Raw genomic sequence first — 23,572 nt, 5'->3', positions numbered from 1 at the left:
TGACGTCCATCACGGGTCTCAATCTACGTCGCCTGCGTGGGCAGCGCCAATTCCGTCGGATGCCGCCGAGCATCACACGACGAGCAAGTCCCGCAATCGATTCCGCGCCGCGGGGGCCACTCGGAGCGAATCCATGGTCGCGTCTGCGTTCGCCGCGACATCCCGCACAATCGGCAGCTTGTCCTGCAGCCACTCGTCCACCTGAGCCGACGTCCAGGTCGACTGGCGATCGGTCGTCGGGGCGTGCTGCACCGCGCCGGCCATGGCGCGAACGGATGCCGCGTAGTCGTCGGCGACGGCATCCGCTTCGACTCCCGCGTTGCCGAGCAGGATCGTGGAGATCATGCCGGTCCGGTCACGGCCCGCGCTGCAGTGCACGAGCATGCCCGGTTCTGCGGCGGCGATCGCTTCGAGCGCCCCGCGCACGAGTTCGGGCTGCAGCCGCCAGTTGTGCCGCCAATACTCGGGCGAATCGAGGATCGGAAAGCACACACGCTGGAATTCGGGATCGTCCTGATCCTCGGTCGGGGCATTGACGATCGTGACGCGCCCGATCGCCGTGGTCGGGACCTCCGGATCATGGTCGCGTCGCCCCGCCTCGCACTCGTTGCGCAGGTCGACCACCGACTTCAGGCCCCAGGCACGGGCATCCAGCCAACCCTTCGCCGTCAGCCGCTCCCGACGCGGCCCCCGGGCGATCCGCCCGTACGCCGTCTCGCCGGTCGCCGACAACGGAGTCGGCAGCCCGCCGAGGTCCCGCGCGTTGATGTAGCCGTCCCAGGCGAGCGTTCTCATCCGCGCAGTCTACGAACGCGTCTCCGCCGTCGCCTCCACGAGATGTCGTTTCAACTGCAGAAATGGAGCGACCGCTCGAACCATGGAGCTATTTCTGCAGTTGAAACGACATCTCGACCGTCGTTCTCACGCGCCGTACGCGCGCTGGCCGTCGACCCAGGTGCCGACGACGACAGCATCGGCGATCTCGTCCGCCGGCCGGCGGAACGGGTCGCGATCGAGCACCGCGAGGTCCGCCGCGTAGCCGACTGCGAGGTGTCCGGTCGTGGCGTCGCGGTGGTTCACCCACGCGCTGCCCGCGGTGTACGCGGCGAGGAAGGTGCCGAGGTCGAGCGCCTGCTCCGGGCCGAGCGGAGGAACATCCTCACCGCTGTCGACCCGGTTGACCGCGGCGTGCGCCGCTTCGAGCGGATCCGCCGTGCTCACCGGCCAGTCGCTGCCGCCCGCCAGGCGAGCGCCGGCATCGCGGAGTTCGGCGAACACGTACTGCCGATCCACCAACGACGGGTCGAGGAACGGAATGGTCAGCTCGTCCATCTGCGGTTCGTGGCTGGCCCAGAACGCCTGAATGTTCGCGGCAGCGCCCAGCGCCGCGAACCGAGGAACATCCACGGAGTCCACCACCTGCAGATGCGCCAGATGGTGCCGCCCGTCGGTCACTCCGTTCGCTCCACGCGCACGTTCCAGCGCGTCGAGGCCCTCACGCACCGCCCTGTCGCCGAGAGCGTGCAGGTGCACCTGCAGCCCGGCCGCGTCGATGGCGACGACGGCATCGGCGAGCGCCTCCGGATCGAGAAAGCTGTGGCCACTGTTCTCCGTCGCGTGTCCGTGGCCGTCGAAGTACGGCTTGGTCATCGCTGCGGTGAAGTTCTCCGCGACGCCGTCGAGCATGATCTTGACGCTGTCGAGGCGGAAGCGCTCCGGATGTCCCAGCGCGCCGGCAGCGTCGCGTCGCGTCAGCATCTCCTCGAGTTGCTCCACACCGCGGTCGCGCTCCCACCACTGCGCACCGACCACGCGTGCGACCAGCGCGCCCTCCTCCACTGCACGATGGTACGTATCCGCGATGTCGGGCAGCCCGAACACCGCGCCGACCATGGCGTCCTGCCACCCGGTGATGCCGAGTGCGAGCAGCTCCCGCTGCGCCCGGAGCAGGCCGGAGTAGGCGAAATCGGCGTCGATCGGCGGGATCAGCCTCTCCACGAGCGCCGCCGCCCCCTCGTGAAGGGTGCCCGTCGGCGAACCGTCGGCATCGCGCTCGATGCGCCCGTCGGCGGGATCGCGCGTCGACGCGTCGATTCCGGCGAGCTGCAGGGCACGCGAGTTGACCCAGACCCCATGGTGATCGCGGTTGTGCAGCATGACGGGCCGGTCGGTGATCACCGCATCGAGCGCAGCTGCGGTCGGTGTACCACCGGTGAAGAACTCCATCGACCAGCCACCGCCGGTGATCCATTCCTCGTCGGGATGCTCGCGCCGATACGCCGCCACCCGCGCGACGCACTCTGCTGCATCGGCGGCACCGACCAGGTTGCACTGCAGCAGTTCGACTCCGCCCTGCACAGGATGCGCGTGGGCATCCTGGAACCCTGGCAGCAGCAACCCGCCGTGCAGGTCCACCACCCGCGTGCGCGGTGCGACCAGCCCGCGCAGCTCGTCGTCGTCCCCCGCCGCGACGATCAGCCCGTTCGTGACGGCGACTCCCCCTGGGCGCGAGACGGTCATCCCCTCGCTGAAGATGGAACCGCCGGTGAAGACGGTGTCGGCCGCCCGCGTCACGCGAACGCTCCCATGCCCGTGAGCTCGCGCCCGATCACGAGCTGGTGGATCTCATCCGTCCCCTCGTACGTGCGCACCGCTTCGAGGTTCGCCGCGTGCCTCATCACGGGGAACGCATCGGTGATGCCGTCTCCGGCGAGGATCGCGCGGGAGGTGTGCGCGATCTCCAGCGCCTCGCGCACGCTGTTCAGTTTGCCGACGGAGATCTGTACAGGGGTGATGGACCCCTTCTCCTTGAGCCGCCCCAGGTGCAGCGCGGTCAACATTCCCTTCTCGTATTCGACGAACATGTCGGCGAGCTTGGCCTGGATGAGCTGGCGGGAGCCGATCGGCGCGCCGAAGACCTCCCTGCCCCTGCTGCGCTCGATCGCCGCCTCGAGGCAGCTGCGTGCAGCGCCCATCGCTCCCCAGACGATGCCGTATCTCGCCTCGTTGAGGCACGCGAACGGCGCGGAAAGTCCCTTCGCCTCGGGTAAGCGGGCGGACTCCGGCACCCTCACACCCTCGAGCCGCACGTCGCACTGGATCGACGCGCGCATCGAGAGCTTGCCGTCGATGGGTGTCGCGGCGAAGCCCGCGGATTCCGTCGGCACGATGAATCCGCGCACCACACCCTCGTCGTCCTTGGCCCACACGATCGCGATGTGCGCGACGGACGCCAGGCCGATCCACCGCTTCGCGCCGTCGATCACCCAGTCGTCGCCGTCGCGTACCGCGCGGGTCGTCATCGCCGCAGGATCGCTGCCGCCTGCGGGTTCGGTGAGGGCGAAGCATCCGATCACCTCGCCGGCTGCCATGCGCGGCAGCCATGCCGTCTTCTGTTCCTCCGAGCCGTGCTTGGCGATGGCGGACATCGCCAGCGATCCCTGCACCGAGACGAATGTGCGCCACCCGCTGTCGGCGGCCTCGAGTTCATTGCAGACGAGACCGTACGCGACGGGGCCCGCGCCGGCGCATCCGTGGCCCGTGATGTGCATGCCGAGGAAGCCCGCCTCCGCGAGCTCTGGGATCAGTTCCCGCCTGAAATGCTTGTTCTCGAAGTCGTCCTCGATGATCGGCAGGATGCGCTCGGTCGCGAACGCGCGCGCCTTGCGCCGCCATGCGATCTCGTCGGCACTGAGCAGCGCGTCGAGGTCGAAGACGGAATCGACGATGAGGGTCATGGTCTTCCTTCGTTCGGATATGGGCGCCCTTCGACTCGCTGTGCTCGCTCAGGGAGCCGACCGGTTTCGCGCCAGTCGGCTCCCTGATGCTCGCCGAGCCGGGGCGGCAGGCTCTCGTAGATGGTGGCGATGCCGTCGATGCGTACCGGATCGGCGACGAACCTGCCGTCGCGATCGCCGTCGCCGATCGATACCGTCGGCTGCAGACCGAGTGACTCGGCGAACGCGATAGCCTCGCCGACTGTGTTGACAAGCCCAGCAGGGACTCCGACCGCGGTCAGCCGTTCCACCCACTCGGCCGCCTCCGCGGTGCCCAAGCGCTCGTCGATCAGCGCGTGCAGTTCGCGTCGAAGCGTGGCACGCTGCGGGTTGGTCGCATATCGATCGTCTGGGCCGATCCCGATCTCCTCGGCCAGCGCCGCGAACTGCCGGTCGTTGCCGACGGCGATGACGAGCTCCCGGTCGGATGCCCGGAACAGCTCGTACGGCGCGATGCTGGGATGCGCGTTCCCCATCCTCGCCGGCGACACCCCTGTCGCGAGGGTGCCGGATGCCTGATTCACCAGGGCGCTGAGCAGGCTCGACAGCAGGTCGACGCGCACCCTCGTTCCGACTCCTGTGCGGTCGCGATCGCGCAGCGCGAGCAGAATGCCGCTCAGCGCGTTGAGCCCGGTGATCACGTCGACCAGCGCGACGCCCGCCTTGCTCGGTTCCCCCTCCGGCGCACCCGTCACACTCATCAGGCCGCCGACCGCCTGCACGAGTAGGTCGTAGCCGGGCAGAGACGCGCCCGCGCCGTCGCCGAACCCGGTCACCGAGCAGTACACGACGCGTGGATTGAGCTCCCGCACGGAGTCGAAGCCGAGCCCGAACCGCTCCATCACGCCGGGCCTGAAGTTCTCGATCACGATGTCGGCGCTCGAGGCGAGCCTGCGGGCTTCGGCGAGGCCGGCATCCGTCGTCAGATCGCACACCACAGAACGCTTGTTGCGGTTCACGCTCGCGAAATAAGTCGAGTCGCCGTAGCGATCGCGGGGCGGCGCCCAGGCACGGGTGTCATCACCGGTCGGCGATTCGATCTTGATCACGTCGGCGCCGAAGTCGGCGAGCATCATCGTCGCGTACGGGCCGGCGAGCACCCGCGAGAAGTCGGCGACACGGATGCCGTCGAGCGGCAGCGCGCCACTGGAGTGCTTCTCACCCATCCATCCGCCTTCGCATGACCCGTGCCGCAGAACGGCGTAGGGACTGTCATTCATCCTAGATCGCATGATTCTGCGCACCAGCGCCATGTGCCACACAGCCCCGCGATACGGTGTTGCTCATGGGCAAAGATCAGCCATCGGCCACGCGAGTGGGACCGGCGGCGCGCGAGGCGATCTTCGCCCAGCTGGCCGACGCCGGACGCGCCGAGCAGGTGGCGAGGCGCCTCACCGATGCGATCATCCTCGGCGTGCTCGAAGACGGCGAGCGCTTGCCGAGCGAGACGGAACTCGCACGACGCTTCGGCGTCGCGGTGATCACCGTGCGCGAGGGGCTCGGGATGCTCCGCGAGAGCCAACTCGTCGAGACCCGTCGCGGCCGCGACGGAGGCAGCTTCGTCACCTCGGGCACCGGCCACGAGGGCGCACTCGAGGCCAGGCTCCGCACTGTGTCGCGGGTCGAGCTCGCCGACATGGCGGTGTACTTCGCGACGATCCTCGGCGGATGCGCCGAGCGTGCCGCGGCACGCTCCACCGATGAGGAGGGCGACCGGCTCGCGACCTGGCTGAGCGGGGCATCCTTCGACTCCCCCGCTGCGGCACGTGCGAACACCGGCGGCTTCTACCTCGAGGTTGCCGTGCTGAGTCAGTCTCCGAGGCTGGTGCGCGAGCAGATCCGTGTGCAGGCGGAGTACGGCCCTCTGCTTCTGTTGGCGTTGGACGACGGAGCGGAACGCGAGAGCACGGCGCGCGTCAACGCGTTGATCGCCGACGCGATCCGGGCGCACGACGGCGACCGAGCGCGTGAACTCGTGCTCGGCCAGCTGGATGCGCACAGTCGAGGGCTGCTCCGGGCCAAGGACGCCATGGATCGCGAGGCGGTGAGCCGTGGTCGCACGCGCACCCACGCCTGAGAAAGGCGCGCCCACCCAGCTCCCTGAGCGACCCGCAGCGGAGTCGAAAGACGCCACGTCGGTCGCCCACGAGATCTCCACCCTCTTCGCCGCCGTCTTCGACACGCTCGAATCCTGGCGCACCAAGATCCTGAGCACACTCGGCACCAGCACGACACAAGCAGCACTCGACGACGTCGTGTCGCGCCGGGTGCTTCCCCTGCTCACCGACGACGCACTCGTGATCGGCGCGGGGTTCATCGCCTCGCCCGACTACGTGCACGGTCGCAACGTGCACTTCGCGTGGTGGCTCGGGCCGCTGGAGTCCGGTCCGATCTTCGGCAGCACGCAGGAGCCGACGCGGCTCGACCTCTCCACGCGTGGGTACGCCGACTACCTGCGCGACGTGCGCGGCCTCGAGTGGTACGCGACACCGGCCGCCACCATGCTGGGCCACGTCACAGGTCCGTACGTCGACCACCTCTGCACGTGCGACTACATCCTCACGCTGACGCTGCCGGTGCAGGCGGACGACCGCATGCTGGGCGTGGTCGGCGCGGACATCGCCGTGCGAAGGCTGGAACGGGAGGTCATTCCGGACTTCCTCGCCTCGGATGAACCGCTCGCTCTCGTCAACGCCGACGGTCGCGTCGTCGTGTCGGGCGAGGCATCCGTCGCTGCTGGATCGCTCGTGCGCGACGCCTCAGAAGGCACAGTCTGCGCCGGAACCCCGCTGCGGGTCGTCTCCCTCGGCACGATTCACGACAACCCGTCCTAGCAATCATTGCAAACCGGATGATTTAGCGCGCGCCGTTCGCCTAGGCTGGCGTCGAGCGTGCACCGGCGGACGCCTCTGCGGCCGTCACGAGATACGAGAAGGGGCTCTCATGAGCTACTACGCAGTGGTCGATCCTGCCACCGGAGAGACGATCAAGGAATACCCGACGATCACGGATGCCGAACTCGGCGACGCGATCGCCCGTGCGGATGCCGCCTACCGCGGCTGGGGCCGCACGACGACGCCCGCCGAACGCGCGGAGCTCATCCGCAAGGTCGGCGACCTGCACACGGAGCGCCGCGACGAGCTCGCTGCGATCATCGTGCGCGAGATGGGCAAGCCGCTCGAGCAGGCCTACGGCGAGGTGGATTTCGCCGCCGACATCTACCGCTACTACGCCGACACCTCTCCCGATGTGCTCAAGGACGAGCCGATCACGTTGCTCGCCGGTGAGGGGAGCGCGATCATCCGCCGCACCCCGCTCGGAGTGCTCTTGGGCATCATGCCGTGGAACTTCCCTTACTACCAGGTGGCCCGCTTCGCCGGACCTAACCTGATCATCGGCAACGCGATCCTGCTCAAGCACGCTCCGCAGTGCCCGGAGTCGGCGGCGGCCATTCAGCAGATCTTCGACGACGCCGGCTTCCCCGACGGTGCCTACGTGAACATCTATGCCACGAACGAGCAGATCGAGGACGTTATCGCCGATCCGTGTGTGCAGGGCGTCTCGCTCACCGGCTCTGAGCGTGCCGGCTCCGCGGTCGCGGAGATCGCCGGCCGCAACCTCAAGAAGGTCGTGCTCGAGCTCGGCGGGTCCGACCCGTTCGTCCTGCTTTCGACGGACGACATCGACAAGGTCGTGGAGGATGCCGCGGCCGCACGCCTCGACAACTCCGGCCAGTCCTGCAACGCCGCCAAGCGCTTCATCGTTGTGGACGACCTCTACGACACGTTCGTCGACAAGTTCACGGCCAAGCTCGCGGAGTCGCAGCCGAGCGACCCGACGTCAGACGACAGCGTGCTCGGACCACTGTCCAGCACCGCCGCCGCCGAGCGACTGCAGGCGCAACTCGATCGCGCCGTCGCGAACGGTGCCACCGCACATGCCACGGGCGAGCGCCGCGGCAACTTCTTCGCGCCGATCGTGCTCACGGACATCGCGCCCGACAACCCGTCGCGCCACGAGGAGTTCTTCGGCCCGGTCGCCTCGGTGTACCGCGCTGCCGACGAAGCGGATGCCGTCGCCAAAGCCAACGACATCCCGTTCGGCCTCGGTTCCTACGTCTACACGACCGATCCGGAGCAGGCCGAGCGCGTCGCCAACCGGATCGAGGCGGGCATGGTGTTCGTCAACCTCACGCTCGCCGACGGCGTCGAGCTGCCCTTCGGAGGTGTCAAGCGCTCCGGCACGGGCCGCGAGATGGGTCGCCTCGGGGCCGACGAGTTCGTCAACAAGAAGCTCATCCGCACCGCGTAGTCCCGCCCCGCCCCGCTCCACCCGGCCCCGTCGACCCGGCACTGTATTGCCGAGCCACCCTGCTGTTCACGTGAATACGATGCAGGCTCGGCAACACAGTGCCGGGTCGACGTCTTCGGGTGGGGTCGGGCGAGCGCGTCAGCGCTCGATCTCAGCAACCCGCAAGTTGATCACGTCGTCGAGCACGTCTGGTGGGATCGGCTTCTCGAGGCTGAACCGGATCGCCCCTGTCGAGAGCACGAATCCATCGAGTCGATCCGCCACCGCTCCGACCACCTTGCCGCTGAACGGATAGTTGGCCAGGTGGTTCTTCGCCTGCACGACAGCGATCAGGCCCTTGCCGCGGTACAGAAGCGCCGCCATACCGTAGCTGCGACCCTCGACGGCGTCGGGCACGAGCTCGAGCGCCCTGATACGGATGCCGTCGAACAACTCGAACACGTCGGGCGGCAGCGTCGCGTAGTAGTCGGTGACCTCCCCCATGTCTCCGTTTGTACTCGCCTCGCGCACGCAAAGCGAGGGGCGGCCCTCGATCGGACCACCCCTCGCCGGGTCAGACGTGCTCGATCAGTGTCTGCCCTGGGCCACCCCGTGCGCGATGCCGAACGAGAGTGCACCCAGCCCCGTCACGTCGTCGTAGCCCTTGGTGACCGTGAGCGACGTGTCGCTGTTGAGCGTGATCAGGTAGGAGTTGTGGCTCACCTGACCGGTGTATGCCACCGCCAGCGGACCGGCAGGCGGCTTCACGTCGCGGAACGTCGACGGAGACACGCGGTAGAGCGCGTACAGCGTCGGGTTCGCGAACCCGATCGTCGAGTGCGTGAGCTGTTGCGCCAGCGCCATCTGCGCCGCTGTCAACGGCGACGCCAGCGATGTTCCGCCGTACGTCTCGTTCACGTACGCGCCGGTCTCCAGCGTCGTGTCATCGACGATCGGGCTCAGGCCGATCTCGAAACCCGTGTACGGATCGGCGAGCGCCGACACGTCGGGTGAGACGCGCATCCCCTTCGCCAGCGAGTTCGGAACGACACCCGCCTGATACCAGGGCTGCTTGCTGATCGCACTCACACCACCACCTGCTCCGCCGGCGAAGATGCTGCCGGGGATCGGGTCGGCGTACGAGAGGTTGCCCGAGGCATCCGTCAGGATCTTGTCGAGCTGGTCACCCCAGCCGACCTCGGTGACGAGCTTGCCGTTCTTGTCGACGCCGATCGAGGTGCCACCGACCGAGGTGACGTACGGCGAGGATGCCGGCCAGTCCGGAGACGCGTACCCGAGGTTCGCAACCTCGTCGCCGTTGTCACCGCTCGAGTAGTACAGCCCGATGCCCTCACCCGCTGCCTGCAGGTGGAGGTTCTCTTGTCCCGCGAGCACGTCGGTCGGAACGTCTTCTCCGATGTCACCCCAGCTGTTGCTCACGATGTTCGCGAGCTTCTTGTCCAGGATCGTCGAAGTGGCCAGATCGAGTCCGCCTTCGCAGTTGTCGCCGCCGACGTAGAGGATGTTCGCCTTCGGTGCCACGGCGTGCACGGCTTCGACGTCGAGGGTCTGCTCGCTCTGCCATCCGCTGGGCTCCTGGCAGAGGTCCTGGTCGGTGAACTGGTCAGCGCTCGGAACGATCTGCGAGTACTGGTTGCGCGTGAGCGACGGCTCGCCGTTCTGCGCCGAGTACTGGTTCACGTCACTGACGATCGACGGCGAGGCGTAGGCATCCGTGATGGCGACCGTCTGCCCCGACCCGTTGACGCCGAGCTTCGACCAGGTGTCGAGACCGTAGCCCGAGCGGATCTGCTTCGGCGTGTACCCGCAGATGTTCGTCGGGTACTGCGTCTGGCCGTTGTAGGCGGCGGGAACGGTCACGCTCTTCTGCGCCCAGTACGTCGAGCACGGCGCATTGAACGCGGGCGTCGTCGACGGCGTCGCCATGCGCTCCTTCGGCGTGGTCGGGCCGGTGGCCGACGGGATGTCGCCCTGCTGAATGGAGTCCGGCCTGGTCAGGGTGCGTGACTGGTCGACGCTCACGGCGCTCACGCTCGAGCCCACCGACTGAGGCAGGACCGGGGCAGACGACGGCGCGACGAGCTGCCGCCCGGCGTGGCTGTAGGTGTGCAGCGATGTGGAGAATGCCGCTCCCACCTGGTCGGGAGTGCCGCGGAAGACGACGTACTCACGACTCGCCGGTGTTCCGGTGACGGTGAGTCCCTGGGACTTCACGTAAGCGACCACGGCGTTGTAGGTACGCTGCGTCGGCGAGAAGCGGCTGATCCACTGCTGCGGCGTCAGCCAGCGGCGGTACTGCGGATTGCCGGGAGTGGAGACCGCCTTGGCGAGGCTGACCGCGCCCTGCGGGTCCTTCAGATTGAGGTAGAGCTCGCCTTCGACTGTGGTGTCTGCTGCTGGTGTTCCGGTGTCGTTCGCACTGGTCGCCCAGTTCGGCACCGATCCCGTGTAGTCGACGCTCTGCGCGGCATTCGCCGCGCCCATACCCGTGAGTGAAAGCGCAGCGATACTGACGCCTGCGGCCAGAATCGCCATCGTCCGCCTTGTGAGCGGGCGACGGGCTTTTCGTGTCGTCATCCCATTCCCTTCGAATCGGTCGCGTGCCCCCCTATGGCGCGCGTGATTCGGACACTATGCCCCCGCATACGTCCCCCACAAGAGGCACAACAACGAAGGAACGAAAGGCGAACGTTCTCCCCGGGTTCGACGACAGGATCGAATGCCAGGGGATACGACGAAGGCCCCGCCGGATCAACCGACGGGGCCCTCGAAAGTGGGATGCCTAAATGGCGTTCACATCGAGCGGGATGCCGGGGCCGAACGTGGTCGACACGGCGCCCTTCTGGATGTAGCGGCCCTTGGAGGCGGACGGCTTGAGCCGCATGACCTCTTCGAGCGCAGCGTTGATGTTCTCCGAAAGCTGCTCGGGCGTGAACCCTGCCTTGCCGACGACGAAGTGCACGTTGGAGTGCTTGTCGACGCGGAACTCGATCTTTCCGCCCTTGATGTCGGACACGGCCTTCGCCACGTCGGGCGTCACGGTGCCGGTCTTCGGGTTCGGCATGAGGCCACGGGGGCCGAGCACCTTTCCGAGACGGCCGACCTTGCCCATCAGCTCCGGTGTGGAGACGGCGGAGTCGAAATCGGTCCAGCCACCTGCGACGCGCTCGATGAGCTCGTCGCCGCCGACCTCGTCGGCACCGGCTGCGATCGCGGCCTCGGCCGCTGCACCGGTGGCGAACACCACGACGCGGGCGGTCTTGCCCGTGCCGTGCGGCAGGATGACGGTGCCACGCACCATCTGGTCGGCCTTGCGAGGGTCGACACCCAGCTTGAGAGCGACCTCGACTGTGGAGTTGAACTTCGACGACCCGGTCTCGCGCGCCAGCGCGACGGCCTCGTCGGGGGTGTAGAACTTGCCGTCTTCGATCTTGGCGGCGGAGGCCCGGTAGGCCTTGGACTTCTGTGCCATGGTTCTGACCTACCTTTCTTTACTCGACCGTGATGCCCATGGAGCGGGCGGTGCCTGCGATGATCTTGGATGCGGCATCCAGATCATTCGCGTTCAGGTCGACCAGCTTCTGCTCGGCGATTTCGCGCACCTGCGCCGCGGTCAGCTTGCCGACCTTGGTGGTGTGCGGAACCCCGGAACCCTTGGCCACGCCTGCGGCCTTCTTGATGAGCTCTGCCGCCGGAGGGGTCTTGAGGATGAACGTGAACGAACGATCCTCGTAGACGGTGATCTCCACCGGGACGACGTTGCCGCGCTGCGACTCGGTCGCCGCGTTGTACGCCTTGCAGAACTCCATGATGTTGACGCCGTGCTGTCCCAGCGCCGGGCCGATCGGCGGGGCGGGGTTGGCGGCGCCGGCCTTGATCTGAAGCTTGATCAGACCTGTGACCTTCTTCTTCGGTGCCATCGATTTTCCTTTCCTCGAGGCGGATGCCGTTGCATCCCCTCTCCCACGAACCTCGGACTGTCCGAGACGTGGTGAATCTGCGCGAATGCACAAACCACACAATGATACCCGATGCGGATGGGCAGCCTTGCCAGCCCCCGGCCCTGCGCGATCGGCCGTCCGCAGCCGGCCGTCCGCCGACCGACCGCCCGCCCGCCGACCGACCGCCCGCATGCCAGGCCATCGTCAAGTCGCCAGACTCGCATGCACCCAGGGACCTGCCGCAACACGTTTTCAGGACCTCCGGCGAGGCACCGACACAGTCTGGATGCTTCACAGCATGTCCTGAAAACGAGCTGCGCTGAGTGACTCGTGGGATGCGAAAGGGGCCGCCCACCCGAGGTGGACGGCCCCTTTCGAAGAGTCGCTACTGCTTGTTGACCTGGTCGAAGCTGAGCTCGACCGGCGTCTCGCGCTCGAACAGGGAGACGAGCACGGTGAGCTTGCCGCTCTCCGGCTTGATCTCGCTGATCGAACCGGGCAGACCCGCGAACGAGCCTTCCTTGATCGTGATGGTCTCGCCGATCTCGAAGTCCACCTCGATGGGGGCGACACGCGTTGCGGCCTTCGCACCCTTGCCGGATGCCGCCTTGCCGGTGGCGACCGGCTCGACCTGCACGAGCGACTTGAGCATGTTGAACGCCTCGTCGAAGCGCAGCGGCGTCGGGTTGTGCGCGTTGCCGACGAACCCGGTGACACCAGGTGTGTGACGCACAACGGACCAGCTGTCTTCGTTGAGGTCCATACGCACCAGCACATAGCCGGGGATGCGCACACGGTTGACCATCTTGCGCTGGCCGTTCTTGATCTCGACGACGTCTTCCATCGGCACCTCGACCTGGTAGATGTAATCTTCCATGCCCATGGTGTTCGTGCGGTTGGCGAGGTTCTGCTTCACACGACGCTCGAAGCCTGCATACGAGTGGATGACGTACCACTTGCCCGGCAGGTAGCGCAGCTCGCGCTTGAACTCGTCGTAGGGGTCGACCTCGGTCTCGTCCTCGTCGTCGCCCTCTGGTGCAGACCCGTCAGAAGCTGGCTCGTCAGAAGCCGACTCGTCAGACGCTGACCCGTCGGAGTCGGAGTCTCCGTCCACCTCTTCTTCGTCTTCGATCGCCTCGAACGCCGCCTCGGCCTCGTCGGCGTCGTCGACCTCCAGTGCGTCGTCAACCGCGGCATCGGCCTCGGGGTCGGCGGTCTCTGCGATCGCGTCGAGTACGGCATCCAGATCGATGTCGTTCCCGTCGGCGTCGGTCACGTGCAGGGCTTCGTGCTCGGCGGCATCCGACGACTGCTCCTCGGCAGCGAGCTGGTTGCCCTCCTGCGCCTCGTCGTCTCCGGCAGCCTGCTCAGCAGCGGTCGCCCAGTCGACGTCATCGCGCTCTCGTTCAGACACTTGCTGTTACCAATCCATTCCTGTTGTTGCGCGTAAGGCACGCGCCGCCGATTCATCCAGGCCTCTTCGCCCCACGGCCTGCTCGGTGTCAGGACCCCGGGGTACCGAAGACGAGGATCACCAACCAGCTGAACAGCTGGTCCAGACCGTAGACGATCGCCATCATGATGATCACGAAGACCAACACCACGCCCGTGTAGCTCAGCAGTTCCCCGCGTGTGGGTGTGACGACCTTCTTCAGTTCCGCGAAGACCTGCCGGATGAACAAGGCGATCCGAGAAAACGGGTTGCGTTTGGCTGCCCGCTCCTTCTTGGCGTTGGCGACGACATCCTCGCTCGGTTCGTCGATAACTTTCCGCGCCACCTCATACCTTTCGTGGGTCGGAGCCAGAGCACCGACTTGCAGGGCGGACAGGACTCGAACCTGCAACCTGCGGTTTTGGAGACCGCTGCTCTACCAATTGAGCCACCGCCCTTCGGGAAGAAATCACACGACTCTATCCCGGAAGACTGCCTTATTCGCCGGGAGTTCTGAGCCGTGGTGTGCAAGCCCGTCACGACCACGCAAAATGGGCGCAAAAAAGCTTGGCTGACTTCAACAACCTCGGTCAAGTGTAGGCGAGCGGCACCCGGCGCGCAAAGCGGAGCACTCGCCACCGCGTCACAGCAGACGGCGGGCCAGCGCCCACGCCGTGAGCTCGTGACGCGACGACAGCTGCAGCTTGCGCAGCACGGCTGAGACGTGGGTCTCGACGGTTTTCACCGAGATGAAGAGCTCGGTCGCGACCTCTTTGTAGGCGTATCCGCGCGCGATCAGACGCATCACCTCGCGCTCCCGACCTGTGAGGCGATCGAGCTCATCGACACTCTCGGCCTGCTCTCCGGATGCCGCGCCGAAGGCATCCAGCACGAACCCGGCCAGTCTCGGAGAGAAGACCGCGTCGCCACCGGCGACGGCGAGCACTGCCTTGGTCACGTCGCTGCCCGAGCTGCCCTTCGTGATGTAGCCGCGGGCGCCGGCGCGGATGACCGCCACCACGTCCTCCGCCGAATCCGAGACGCTCAGTGCGAGGAAGCGCGTGCCCGCCGTCGATCCTGCGCACCGGCGAACGACCTCGGCGCCCCCGCCGCCCGCACCACCGGGAAGGTGCACGTCGAGGAGTACGACGTCGGGGAGCAGGGACGTGACGGCCTCGACGGCGGAGTCGACGGCATCCGCTTCGCCGAGCACCCGGATGCCTTCACCCAGGTCGGCGCGCAGCCCTGAGCGGAAGATCGAATGGTCGTCCACGATCACGACAGTGACGTCGGATTCGGTCACGCCTCATCTCCTCCTCGTTCGAAGTGCACCCGCACCTCTGTGCCCTCGCCGCCTGCTCCCGGCCCGACGGAGGCCGTGCCTCCCGCGCGGCGCATGCGCCCCACGATCGACTCTCGCACGCCCATGCGGTCGCCGGGCACCGTCTCGAGCGTGAATCCCGGCCCTCTGTCGCGCACGAAGACATCGACGGATGCCTCGCTCCCCTCGACGTAGACGCTCACCTCGCCCCCTGCGTGGCGTGCTGCGTTGAGCATCGCTTCGCGCGATGCCGCCGCCACCTCGCCTGTCGACCGCTCTCCCGTCGCTCCCACGACGACGACGTCGAACCGCACCGGATAGTCCAGCTCGAGCGCGGCCGCCGTCTCGCGAAGATCGCTGATCAGGTCGTTGTCCTCACGACGCTCACCCGAGTACAGCCATTCCCGCAGCTCGCGCTCCTGCGCTCGCGCGAGCCGGGCGACCTCGCTGGATGCCCCCGCCCTGGTCTGGATCAGCGCGAGCGTCTGCAGCACGGAGTCGTGCAAGTGCGCCGCCATCTCGGCGCGCTCCTCCTCGCGCACCCGCTTGGTGCGCTCGGCGATCAGTTCCCGCCAGAGTCGCAGTGCCCACGGGCCTGCCAGCACGGCCACCCCGGCCAGCAGGGCGATCACGAAGAGCACCCACGCCCATCCGGGTGCACCGCTCCCCCACACCAGAGGGCCGAGGATTCCCACCGCCACCAGCACGACGCCGCTCGAGATCCGCAGCCACCGCGCGGTCGTCTCGCTGCGCGGCGTCGCCGCGTCGACGAGCTGATCCCACAGAACGGAGCCGGCACCGCACACGACAGCGCCGACGATGACCGGTACCAGGCTCGCCGAGGCGACCACCCCAGACCTGAACCCGATTCCGAGCGTGAACACGAGCAGACCGAAGAACACGGCGGCGCCGAACAGCAGCCACGGCACGGGGACCCGGCGATGCACGACGCCGAGCGTGTCGGGCTCCGACGGCTCGAGCGGCGTCATCGCCCAGAGCCAGGCATAGAGCAGGATGCCCACCCCACCGCACAGCGCGAGTGCGATGGCCAGCCACCTGGTCGCCTCGACACTCCACCCGAGGTGCCGCGCCGTCGCGGCGCACACACCGCCGAGCACGCAGTCGCGCGGGCGCAGCAACGGCGGTCGCTGCACGGGCGGCGACATCGGCGGCCGCCTGGGCGCGCGGGCGGATGAGGACGGCATACAGGCATCCAATCATCAGGCCGCGCACCCCTGATCACCGGGCGGAACATCTCAGGGGTCGATCAGGGCGATCCCCCATCGCGGACGGGGCGGCGACTCGGGCACGATCGAGACATGCCTGAAGACGCCACACAGACGCCCCGCCCGCCGGAATACGGTTCAGCCACCCCCGGTGCCGCTCCCGGCGCGACCCCCAGCAGTGCAGCCACCGGTTCCACCCGCTTCTTCGGCTGGCTCCGCGGTCTGGGCATCGTGCGCCAGAACGGCTGGGCCGGCGGGGTCTGCGGCGGAATCGCCGCCAGGCTCGGCATCGATCCGATCATCGTGCGCGGCATCGCCGTTGTCGTCGCCACCCTCGGCGGCCCTGCGTTCCTGGTGTACGCGGCGGCATGGCTGCTGCTTCCTGACGCGAGCGGAGACATCCACCTCGAGCGCCTTATCAAGGGTCACTTCGAGCCGGCGACGATCGGCATCATCGTGCTCGCGCTGTTCTCGTTCCTCCCGTTCGCGCAGGGCTTCTGGTGGGCGGGGGCGCAGTTCTGGGGCGGGTTGTCGTGGTTCGCCTCCGTCGGGCGCGCGCTCTGGGGCCTTCTGGTCATCGGACTCATCGTGGCGTTCGTGATCTGGGCAGCACGCAGCGGGCGCATCACACCCGTGTCGCCCCCGGCATCCGCTGCTCCGACCTATCCCTCTTCTCCGTCTCCCTCCCCGACCACGCAGACTTCACCGACGGATGCCGGTGGCGGCGCCGCGCATTCGGCTTCCGCGAGCGCCGCCCCGGCATCGACTCTCCCCGACCCGTCGACGGGCGGTGGTGCGTCCTACGTCGCTCCGCCGGCGGGCCAGCCGGGCGCCGATCAGGATGCCGTTGCGGACTGGCGGGCGCGACAGGATGCCTGGCGCACGGAGTACGCGGCCTGGAATGCCCAGCAGGCCGACGCCCGAGCCATCAAGCAGCAGCGCACCGCCGAGATCCGGGCACAGGCGCAGGCGCTCGCAGCGGAGTCGGAACGGGCGCGTCGAGAGCGCAGAGCCGCGAATCCGCGCACCAGTGCGGCCTACGTCGGCATCGCGCTCGGGCTCGCGCTCGTGCTGGGCGGCGTGGGCTCTGCCGTGGTCCTCGGGTCGAGCGCATCCGACTACTCCATACCGATCGGGCTGGCGATCGCCACCGCGGTCATCGGTGGATCGATCGTGCTCGCAGGAGTCCTTCGCCGCCGGAGCGGGTTCCTCGGCTTCGTCTCGATCGTGCTGATCGTCGCGTGCCTGGTGACCGTGCTTCCGCCCCGCGGGAGAGACCTCGTGCTCCTGTACACGTACTACCAGGACCCCTCGGCGGTCTCGATCTACCAACCTCTCGGCTCGACTCGCGTCAGCTTCGACGACGCTGCGGCGAGCGGGCACGTCGACATCTCCCAGGGCGTCGGCTCCACCGAGATCGATCTCGTCGAGGGCCTCTCGGCACGGGTCGTCATCACCCAGCACGCCGGGCGCAGCTCCGTGAATGCCGACCGCATGGATGCCGACGGCAACTCCGAGGTCGTCTCACCGTCAGTCGCGACGACCGGTGACGAGAGGATCTCCACCTTCGTGATCGGCGACGGACAGCCGACGGTGACCATCAAGGTCGACCAGGCTGTCGGATCCGTCTACGTGGCGCAGAGGGAGTCCCTGTGAGCGACGCACCTGACACCCCCAGCACGCAGCGGCCCGACCCGCACAAGAGCGAGGACTCGACCATGACACCCGAGAGCGACACCGCACCCACCGAACGCCTCACGGAGACGACCCCCACCGAGCGCATCGACGACGCCGCCACCGCCGCGCAGCCGGAGGCGACTCCGACGCTCCGCATCGACGAGCCGCCGCTCGCGGACCGCTACGCCGCGGCCGCGACGGGCGGGACGCGGCCGCGCATCCGCTCCGGTGCGATCGCGTGGGGCGTCATCGTGCTGGCGTTCGCGGCGGCGGTGATGATCGTCACCGCCGTACCCGGCAATGCTGCGGCGTTCGCCGCGTGGACCGCCTCATTCACGCCCGTGACGATCGGCGTGCTCATCGTCGTTGCGATCGGCGTGCTCGTACTGCTCTTCGCCGGCCTCTCGGCCATCCGTCGGGCTCAGCGTCGGTCGGCCGTGCGCGGCTGAACCACGTGCGGCGCGGGCGGGCGGCTAGAGTTCCAGGCCGACCAGCACCGGCTCCGGCCGCAGCAGCACGCCGAACTCGGCCTGCACCCGCCCCTGCACGTACGACGCCAGCTGCGCCACATCGAGCGCGGATGCCCCGCCCCGGTTCGTGATCGCCAGCGTGTGCTTGCTCGAGATGGCGGCGCCCGATCCCGGCAGTGCGAATCCGCGTCGAATGCCGGAGTGCTCGATCAGCCACGCGGCACTGAGTTTCACTCCGGGCCCCGTCGACTCGGCCTGTGCCCGATGCCTCTCGCGGTCCACAGCGGCCTCTGCCAGCAGCCCGACAGCGACGCTCTCCTCGGCGAAGGCGGCGTCGAGCGGCGCGACGAGGTCCGGCTCGTCCGGCACGAGCGGCCACCTCGGCATGTCGGCCGGCAGGGTGTGCGCGAACTGCGTCGACACGATCGGGTTGGTGAAGAACGAGCCTGCGCTCACCGAGTCGGGGTCGTCCGGGTCGAGAACCATGCCCTTCGACGCCCTCAGCGACAGCACGGTGCGCCGCAACTCACCGAGCGAGACCTTCGTCCCGACATCGACAGCGAGCGCGTTCGCGAGCTGTCCGTACGCGATGGGCTCGCTCAGCGCCGCGCCGACATCCTGCCGCTGCGCAAGCTCGAGCTCGACGGCGACCACGACCCCCTGCAGACCGCGCTTGAGCAGCGAGGTGCGGTAGCCGAGCTCGAGCTCCGCCGCGGTCATCCTTCGCACGTCGCCGGTCGCCGCGTCGAGAAAGTCGACGGCGACGAGAACCGACGAGAGCTCCTGCCCGTACGCGCCGATGTTCTGCACCGGCGCAGCTCCGACACTGCCCGGGATGCCCGACAGCGCCTCGATCCCCGCCCACCTGTTGCGCACGGCCAGCGCCACGAGGCCGTCCCAAGGCTCTCCCGCCTGCACGCGCAGCCGAACGGCATCCGGACGCCCGATGCGTTCGCCGCCCTCGATCCGCTCGACACCGCGGGTGGCGACCTGGATGACCGTGCCGTCGAACCCGTCGTCGCTGACGATCGTGTTCGAGCCACCCCCGAGCAGCAGCACATCGTCGTCGCCCGCGTAGGCGTCGCGCGCGATCGCGACGAGCTCGTCCTCGCTGCGCGCGGCGACGAGGTGCTGGGCAAGGCCGCCGACGCGCATGGTGGTCAGCTGCGCGAAGGTGGGTGCGGCCTCCGTCAAATCAGCGACACCCACGCCTGCGCCTTGCCGAGCACTGTCTTGCCGTCCACGCTCGCGACGATGTCGATGCGCGCCCTGCCTGCATCGGCCTCGATGACGGCGACCTTGGCTGTGACGTCGAGCGTCGCGCCGTCCTGGCGATCCACCACGACGGGACGGGTGAAGCGCACCTGGTAGTCGACCACCCTCGCCGGGTCGCCGACCCAGTCCACGACGGCCTGCGACGCGATGCCCATCGTGAGCATGCCGTGGGCGAGCACGCCCGGCAGTCCCACGAACTCCGCGACGTCGTCACGGTAGTGAATGGGATTGAAGTCACCGGAGGCCCCGGCATACCGCACGAGCGAATCGCGCGTCACGAGGTGGCGAACGCTCGCCACCTCGTCGCCGACGGTCAACGAGTCGAGTGCCGGAGTCGCGGCCATCAGTCCTCTCCCCTCACCACGAGCGTGGAGGTCGCCGTCACGACGTGCTCCCCCGTTGCGTCGTCGATCACGGTGCTGGCGGTGATCATCGAGTTGCCGCCGAGCGACTTCACCGAGGTGACGGTGAGATGCGCTGTCAGCTCGTCGCCCGCCACCACGGGACGCGAATACTCGAAGCGCTGGTCGCCGTGCACCACTCGACCGAAGTCGATCCCGGCATCCTCGTCTCCGAGCAGCTGGGCCAGCGTGGCCTCCTGCACGACGACCGGGAACGTGGGCGGCGCCACGACGTCGGCGTGGCCGGCAGCGCGGGCGGCCTCGACCTCGAAGTGGATGGGATTCGTCGCGAACACGGCGCGTGCGAACTCCCGCACCTTCTCTCGCCCGACGAGATAGGCGTCGACCGGAGGGTAGCTCCGGCCCTGGATCGCGGGGTTCACTGGCACGCGCTTCATTCTACGGACCGAGGATGCCCGGCTCAGCCCGGGCGAAGCCCGGGCGGCACCGCCCGGCTCACCCTTGTTCACCTCGCTCGGGCCGGTCATTCACGACCTCGCCACGTGCGCGGTGGAGCCTCGTCACGGATCGACCAAGACCCCTCACAACCGAGAGGAAAGCCGTGGCGAACCTCACTCGCCGTACCCTCCTGATGGGCAGTGCTGCCTCCCTCGTCCTGATCGGCGCCGGCACGTTCGCCGGTCGCCGCGACGCGGCGCTCGCACTCGCCGAAACCCGCGCGCTGTCCGTGCTCGGCACGACGATGGAAGCGGCATCCGCACCCGTCGGCACGGTCGGTTACCGTCGGCTCGGCGCCGGGCCCGGCATGCCGACCGTCATGCGCACAGAACTGCGCACTGCCGATTCGGGTCGCGACGACCGCCGCGACGCCCTTGCCGCCTTCGTGCAACTGACCGACCTGCACATCGTCGACGCGCAGTCTCCGATGCGGTTCGAGTCGTTCCTCGATGTGGACAAGACGGCGTTCCGTCCGCAGGAGGCGCTCGGCACGCATGGCACGGCACAGCTCGTGCGGCGCATCAACGACATCGCTGCCGGTCCCTTCACCGGCAGATCATTCGACTGCGCCGTGACCACCGGCGACAACACCGACAACGGCGAGACCATCGAGCTCGAGTGGTTCCTGACCCTGTTGAACGGCGGGGAGCTGCGCGCCGACTCGGGGGCGGTCGGCACCTGGGAAGGCGTGCAGACGGGCGACGACGAGCGGTTCTACCGGCCGGGGTCTGCGCATCCGGACGCCTATCAGAAGGTCGGCTTCCCGATCGTCGAGCGCATGCTCGATCACGCGATGGCTCCGCATGCCAGCGACGGGCTCGCGATGCCGTGGTACTGCGTGTTGGGCAACCACGACGACTCGATCGGCGGCACGGTGCCCGCGGCGTGGACGGCACTTGCGGATGCCTACACCGGCACGACGAAGTTCACCGGCTTTCGCGACGAGCGCGCGAACCGCGCGGTGCGCGCCGCCTTCGAAGCGGGTACGGCCGCGGCACCGGATGCCCGTGCGGCGCTCGATCCGCAGTGGACGGTGACCGCGGACGAACGACGCGCGCCGTTCACCCCTGCACAGTTCATGGCGGCTCACCTGGCTTCGAGCGCGGAGGGCTCCGGTCCGGTCGGACACGGTTTCACGACCGAGGCGATCGCGGAAGGCCGGTCGTGGTACCGGTTCGACATCTCCGACGCGGTCGCGGGCCTGGCACTGGACTCCACCGACAAGGCGGGGTTCACCTACGGATCGATCGGCGACACGCAGCTGACGTGGCTGGAGTCGGAGCTGGCTGCGGCATCCGGTCGATACGTCGTCGTGTTCAGCCATCACACGAGTCGTTCGATGACCAACCTGCACTCCGATCCGACCACTCCCGGCCAGAAGCGCCACCACGGCGACGAACTCGTCGAGGTGCTCGCGCGGCATCCGAACGTGATCGCGTGGGTCAACGGCCACTCGCATTCGAACACGATCACGCCGCACCCTGGCGCCTCACCTCGCCACTCGTTCTGGGAGATCAACACCGCGTCGCACATCGACTTTCCGCAGCAGGCACGCGTGATCGAGGTGTGTCGCGACGGGAGGGGATCTCTGTCGATCTTCACGACTCTGATCGAGTCGGCCGCGCCGCAACAGGCGTCGTACTCGGACGGGTCGCAGGCCGCACTCGCGTCGCTGTATCGGGAACTGTCGTACAACGATGTGTCGTACGCGTCGCGCCACGCCGGAAGCGCGGGTGATCGCAACACCGAGCTCCTGCTCGCCGATCCGTTCGTCTGACATGGGAAGAGCCCCCCGGCATCCGCCGGAGGGCTCTTCTTCGTCTGTCTGTCAGTGCAGCATGCCTACTGGCAGCTGTCGCACTGCAGAAGGTCCATCGGGTCGACGGGTACTGCGTAGCCGCCGACGGTCTCGTTCTCATCCATGATGACCTCCCCAAATTGCTTCATGATCGGAACCATCGAGTGAATCGAAATGGCTTCCGATCCACCCGCCGCAACCAGTCCCCTCGTGCTTACGGCTGAGGTGTTCCGCGCGGTGTTCACCCACTATATAACGTGAATGACACGATTGTCATTCCACTAGATGTTGTGTTTTGCGGATTTCTTCTCGTCACTTGACAGGCTAGGCGGAACCCCTGACAACCAAGGGATTCCGGCCGGTCGAGGTGGCCACGAGCACCTCGATCGACACCGGCTGTTCGGCGTGTCGCCACGTGCCCTCCCTTCCTGAACCCTCCCAATGAGGTTTAGAGTCGAGCGAGGTTCACACAGAGGGGGCTCGATGGACCGCGTCGAGGCACGCACGCCTTCGACGATGCTGCGCCTGCTGTTCTGCGGGCTCGGTGTCGCGGGCGGTCTTGTGCTGCTCGGACTCGCGTTCGGTGCCCACTCGGCATCGGCCGACGAGCCCGGTGCGACTCCACCGGCCTCGAGTTCCGCTCCGCCCACGCTTCTCGGCTCGGTCGGGTCACTGGTCGGCTCGGTCACCGCTCCGGTGGAGAATACGGTGAGCACGCTGACGGCCACTGTCTCCTCGGTGGTCGACCCGCTGACGCAGTCACTGCCCGCTCCGGTTCAGCAAGTAGTGGAGCCCGTGACGAGCACGGTCACCTCGACCGTCGGATCAGTCTCCGTGACCCAGACCCTCTCGCCGGTCACCGGCGCGGTCGACCACATCATCGGGTCCATCCCCGTCGTCGGTTCGACGCTCGGTCCGATCTCGGACGTCACGGCTCCCGTGACGGGAGCCGTCGACTCGGTGCTCGGGTCGGTGGCGCAGACGACCGGCTCGGTCTTCGGGCCTCCACCCGTGACATCGCAGCCGACTCCGCCGGAGTCAGGGACGAGTACACCGGCAGGCGATTCACCGGATGGCTTGGCACTCACTCCGTCCGTCTCCGCCGCCTCGAACGCGTCGCTCGAGGCGTTCGAGGGCATCGGTTGGCCGCCCCAGGCGTCAAGCTGGTCTTCACGGCACGGCACACCGTCGACGAGCTCCAGATTCGCCCCATCACCGGGGACATCTCCGTCTCCGGGAGACACCGGTGACGCCCCACCGCCTGCGAACGGATCCTCCGCTACCGGAACCGGTTCCGGTAGCGGTCCTGGTGGCGCCGGCTCCGCTGGCACGCCACCGTCCGGCACTTCTTTCGCTTCGGCCTTCGGTGTGCTCGCGAGTACACCGCTCGACGACGATCTTCCGACGACACCCACGTACGAGACCGACTCGACACCTGACTGAGCTGGTTCGCTCCGCCCCACGCCACGGCATCCTTTTGCGATG

23 protein-coding genes and 1 tRNA gene are annotated in these 23,572 nt (G+C 67.9%); 7 read left to right on the top strand and 17 right to left on the bottom strand.

Annotated elements, in window-relative coordinates; translation table 11 throughout:
* Positions 1–72: 72 nt before the first annotated feature.
* From MJ603_RS14025 to MJ603_RS14010, 4 genes are all read right to left on the bottom strand, one after another.
* Positions 73–795, bottom strand: coding sequence for a tyrosine-protein phosphatase (locus MJ603_RS14025; RefSeq protein ID WP_243064362.1), 723 nt, complete (start codon positions 793–795; stop codon positions 73–75).
* Between the two features lie 126 nt (positions 796–921).
* Positions 922–2,574 (bottom strand): amidohydrolase, encoded by a 1,653-nt coding sequence (locus MJ603_RS14020; protein ID WP_308220602.1) that lies wholly within the window; start codon positions 2,572–2,574, stop codon positions 922–924.
* The gene (locus MJ603_RS14015; RefSeq protein WP_243064361.1) at positions 2,571–3,737 is read right to left on the bottom strand and encodes an acyl-CoA dehydrogenase family protein; all 1,167 of its coding nucleotides are present in this window, start codon (positions 3,735–3,737) and stop codon (positions 2,571–2,573) included. Before MJ603_RS14015 ends, MJ603_RS14020 begins: the two co-directional genes overlap by 4 nt.
* Entirely contained in the window at positions 3,734–4,942 is a 1,209-nt protein-coding gene (locus MJ603_RS14010) for a CaiB/BaiF CoA-transferase family protein (protein WP_243064360.1), read from the bottom strand. Before MJ603_RS14010 ends, MJ603_RS14015 begins: the two co-directional genes overlap by 4 nt.
* Before the next feature lie 119 nt (positions 4,943–5,061).
* On the opposite strand from MJ603_RS14010, the gene MJ603_RS14005 reads away from it, so the two are divergent.
* From MJ603_RS14005 to MJ603_RS13995, 3 genes are all read left to right on the top strand, one after another.
* Entirely contained in the window at positions 5,062–5,853 is a 792-nt protein-coding gene (locus tag MJ603_RS14005) for a FadR/GntR family transcriptional regulator (RefSeq protein ID WP_243064359.1), read from the top strand.
* Entirely contained in the window at positions 5,828–6,610 is a 783-nt protein-coding gene (locus MJ603_RS14000; RefSeq protein WP_243064358.1) for a cache domain-containing protein, read from the top strand. The genes MJ603_RS14005 and MJ603_RS14000 overlap by 26 nt, the downstream gene beginning before the upstream one ends.
* Before the next feature lie 109 nt (positions 6,611–6,719).
* Complete coding sequence (locus tag MJ603_RS13995; protein ID WP_243064357.1) at positions 6,720–8,087, top strand: NAD-dependent succinate-semialdehyde dehydrogenase; 1,368 nt, start codon at positions 6,720–6,722, stop codon at positions 8,085–8,087.
* Positions 8,088–8,225: 138 nt separating this feature from the next.
* Here MJ603_RS13995 and MJ603_RS13990 read toward each other — a convergent pair whose 3' ends face one another.
* The 9 genes from MJ603_RS13990 to MJ603_RS13950 all read right to left on the bottom strand — a co-directional run bounded on the left by MJ603_RS13990 (position 8,226) and on the right by MJ603_RS13950 (position 15,947).
* Complete coding sequence (locus tag MJ603_RS13990; protein ID WP_243064356.1) at positions 8,226–8,570, bottom strand: iron chaperone; 345 nt, start codon at positions 8,568–8,570, stop codon at positions 8,226–8,228.
* A gap of 84 nt (positions 8,571–8,654) precedes the next feature.
* Positions 8,655–10,622 carry a protease pro-enzyme activation domain-containing protein gene (locus tag MJ603_RS13985; protein ID WP_243064355.1) on the bottom strand — a complete coding sequence of 656 codons (1,968 nt, stop codon included), beginning with the start codon at positions 10,620–10,622 and terminating at the stop codon, positions 8,655–8,657.
* 247 nt (positions 10,623–10,869) lie between these two features.
* Positions 10,870–11,559: a 50S ribosomal protein L1 gene (gene rplA / locus MJ603_RS13980; protein ID WP_243064354.1), complete on the bottom strand. Its 690-nt coding sequence runs from the start codon at positions 11,557–11,559 to the stop codon at positions 10,870–10,872.
* Positions 11,560–11,578: 19 nt separating this feature from the next.
* The gene (gene rplK / locus MJ603_RS13975; RefSeq protein ID WP_243064353.1) at positions 11,579–12,007 is read right to left on the bottom strand and encodes a 50S ribosomal protein L11; all 429 of its coding nucleotides are present in this window, start codon (positions 12,005–12,007) and stop codon (positions 11,579–11,581) included.
* A 406-nt stretch (positions 12,008–12,413) separates the two neighbouring features.
* The gene (nusG, locus tag MJ603_RS13970; protein ID WP_243064352.1) at positions 12,414–13,442 is read right to left on the bottom strand and encodes a transcription termination/antitermination protein NusG; all 1,029 of its coding nucleotides are present in this window, start codon (positions 13,440–13,442) and stop codon (positions 12,414–12,416) included.
* Between the two features lie 88 nt (positions 13,443–13,530).
* The gene (gene secE, locus MJ603_RS13965; RefSeq protein ID WP_243064351.1) at positions 13,531–13,806 is read right to left on the bottom strand and encodes a preprotein translocase subunit SecE; all 276 of its coding nucleotides are present in this window, start codon (positions 13,804–13,806) and stop codon (positions 13,531–13,533) included.
* A gap of 39 nt (positions 13,807–13,845) precedes the next feature.
* Positions 13,846–13,918: transfer RNA gene (locus tag MJ603_RS13960), tRNA-Trp, on the bottom strand.
* Between the two features lie 185 nt (positions 13,919–14,103).
* A complete protein-coding gene (locus MJ603_RS13955; protein WP_243064350.1) occupies positions 14,104–14,763 on the bottom strand; it encodes a response regulator transcription factor in 660 nt (219 codons plus the stop codon).
* Positions 14,760–15,947 carry an ATP-binding protein gene (locus tag MJ603_RS13950; RefSeq protein WP_243064349.1) on the bottom strand — a complete coding sequence of 396 codons (1,188 nt, stop codon included), beginning with the start codon at positions 15,945–15,947 and terminating at the stop codon, positions 14,760–14,762. The genes MJ603_RS13955 and MJ603_RS13950 overlap by 4 nt, the downstream gene beginning before the upstream one ends.
* A gap of 153 nt (positions 15,948–16,100) precedes the next feature.
* Here MJ603_RS13950 and MJ603_RS13945 point away from each other — a divergent pair, with 153 nt between their 5' ends.
* A complete protein-coding gene (locus MJ603_RS13945; RefSeq protein WP_243064348.1) occupies positions 16,101–17,663 on the top strand; it encodes a PspC domain-containing protein in 1,563 nt (520 codons plus the stop codon).
* Entirely contained in the window at positions 17,660–18,133 is a 474-nt protein-coding gene (locus tag MJ603_RS13940; protein ID WP_243064347.1) for a hypothetical protein, read from the top strand. The genes MJ603_RS13945 and MJ603_RS13940 overlap by 4 nt, the downstream gene beginning before the upstream one ends.
* Before the next feature lie 24 nt (positions 18,134–18,157).
* Here MJ603_RS13940 and MJ603_RS13935 read toward each other — a convergent pair whose 3' ends face one another.
* From MJ603_RS13935 to MJ603_RS13925, 3 genes are read right to left on the bottom strand one after another with little or no spacing between them, the layout of a single operon-like run.
* Complete coding sequence (locus MJ603_RS13935; RefSeq protein ID WP_374230938.1) at positions 18,158–19,309, bottom strand: UDP-N-acetylmuramate dehydrogenase; 1,152 nt, start codon at positions 19,307–19,309, stop codon at positions 18,158–18,160.
* Positions 19,310–19,344: 35 nt separating this feature from the next.
* Entirely contained in the window at positions 19,345–19,773 is a 429-nt protein-coding gene (locus tag MJ603_RS13930) for a MaoC/PaaZ C-terminal domain-containing protein (RefSeq protein ID WP_243064346.1), read from the bottom strand.
* Positions 19,773–20,219, bottom strand: a complete 447-nt coding sequence (locus MJ603_RS13925) for a MaoC family dehydratase N-terminal domain-containing protein (protein ID WP_243064345.1) — start codon at positions 20,217–20,219, stop codon at positions 19,773–19,775. The genes MJ603_RS13930 and MJ603_RS13925 overlap by 1 nt, the downstream gene beginning before the upstream one ends.
* 173 nt (positions 20,220–20,392) lie before the next feature.
* Here MJ603_RS13925 and MJ603_RS13920 point away from each other — a divergent pair, with 173 nt between their 5' ends.
* Positions 20,393–22,066, top strand: a complete 1,674-nt coding sequence (locus MJ603_RS13920; protein WP_243064344.1) for a TIGR03767 family metallophosphoesterase — start codon at positions 20,393–20,395, stop codon at positions 22,064–22,066.
* 65 nt (positions 22,067–22,131) lie between these two features.
* On the opposite strand, the gene MJ603_RS13915 is transcribed toward MJ603_RS13920, so the two are convergent.
* The gene (locus tag MJ603_RS13915; RefSeq protein ID WP_243064343.1) at positions 22,132–22,236 is read right to left on the bottom strand and encodes a ribonucleotide-diphosphate reductase subunit beta; all 105 of its coding nucleotides are present in this window, start codon (positions 22,234–22,236) and stop codon (positions 22,132–22,134) included.
* Between the two features lie 334 nt (positions 22,237–22,570).
* Between MJ603_RS13915 and MJ603_RS13910 the strand changes: the two genes are divergently transcribed.
* Positions 22,571–23,530, top strand: a complete 960-nt coding sequence (locus MJ603_RS13910; RefSeq protein WP_243064342.1) for a hypothetical protein — start codon at positions 22,571–22,573, stop codon at positions 23,528–23,530.
* Positions 23,531–23,572: the final 42 nt, after the last annotated feature.

The sequence above is a fragment of the Humibacter sp. RRB41 genome (genome assembly GCF_022761015.1).
In the GTDB taxonomy this organism is placed as follows: Bacteria; Actinomycetota; Actinomycetes; order Actinomycetales; family Microbacteriaceae; genus Humibacter.
This window is presented reverse-complemented; position numbering and strand designations above follow the sequence as displayed.

What these genes read in the sequence shown, in the direction of transcription:
- MJ603_RS13945 (WP_243064348.1), top strand. Translation starts at nt 16,101, where the DNA reads ATGCCTGAAGACGCCACACAGACGCCCCGCCCGCCGGAATACGGTTCA.
- MJ603_RS13995 (WP_243064357.1), top strand. Translation starts at nt 6,720, where the DNA reads ATGAGCTACTACGCAGTGGTCGATCCTGCCACCGGAGAGACGATCAAG.
- MJ603_RS14025 (WP_243064362.1), bottom strand. Translation starts at nt 795, where the DNA reads ATGAGAACGCTCGCCTGGGACGGCTACATCAACGCGCGGGACCTCGGC.
- MJ603_RS13935 (WP_374230938.1), bottom strand. Translation starts at nt 19,309, where the DNA reads ATGCGCGTCGGCGGCCTTGCCCAGCACCTCGTCGCCGCGCGCAGCGAG.
- rplK (WP_243064353.1), bottom strand. Translation starts at nt 12,007, where the DNA reads ATGGCACCGAAGAAGAAGGTCACAGGTCTGATCAAGCTTCAGATCAAG.
- MJ603_RS14010 (WP_243064360.1), bottom strand. Translation starts at nt 4,942, where the DNA reads ATGGGTGAGAAGCACTCCAGTGGCGCGCTGCCGCTCGACGGCATCCGT.
- MJ603_RS13910 (WP_243064342.1), top strand. Translation starts at nt 22,571, where the DNA reads ATGGACCGCGTCGAGGCACGCACGCCTTCGACGATGCTGCGCCTGCTG.
- MJ603_RS13915 (WP_243064343.1), bottom strand. Translation starts at nt 22,236, where the DNA reads ATGAAGCAATTTGGGGAGGTCATCATGGATGAGAACGAGACCGTCGGC.
- MJ603_RS13990 (WP_243064356.1), bottom strand. Translation starts at nt 8,570, where the DNA reads ATGGGGGAGGTCACCGACTACTACGCGACGCTGCCGCCCGACGTGTTC.
- MJ603_RS13950 (WP_243064349.1), bottom strand. Translation starts at nt 15,947, where the DNA reads ATGTCGCCGCCCGTGCAGCGACCGCCGTTGCTGCGCCCGCGCGACTGC.
- rplA (WP_243064354.1), bottom strand. Translation starts at nt 11,559, where the DNA reads ATGGCACAGAAGTCCAAGGCCTACCGGGCCTCCGCCGCCAAGATCGAA.
- MJ603_RS13985 (WP_243064355.1), bottom strand. Translation starts at nt 10,622, where the DNA reads ATGGCGATTCTGGCCGCAGGCGTCAGTATCGCTGCGCTTTCACTCACG.
- MJ603_RS14005 (WP_243064359.1), top strand. Translation starts at nt 5,062, where the DNA reads ATGGGCAAAGATCAGCCATCGGCCACGCGAGTGGGACCGGCGGCGCGC.
- MJ603_RS13930 (WP_243064346.1), bottom strand. Translation starts at nt 19,773, where the DNA reads ATGGCCGCGACTCCGGCACTCGACTCGTTGACCGTCGGCGACGAGGTG.
- MJ603_RS14015 (WP_243064361.1), bottom strand. Translation starts at nt 3,737, where the DNA reads ATGACCCTCATCGTCGATTCCGTCTTCGACCTCGACGCGCTGCTCAGT.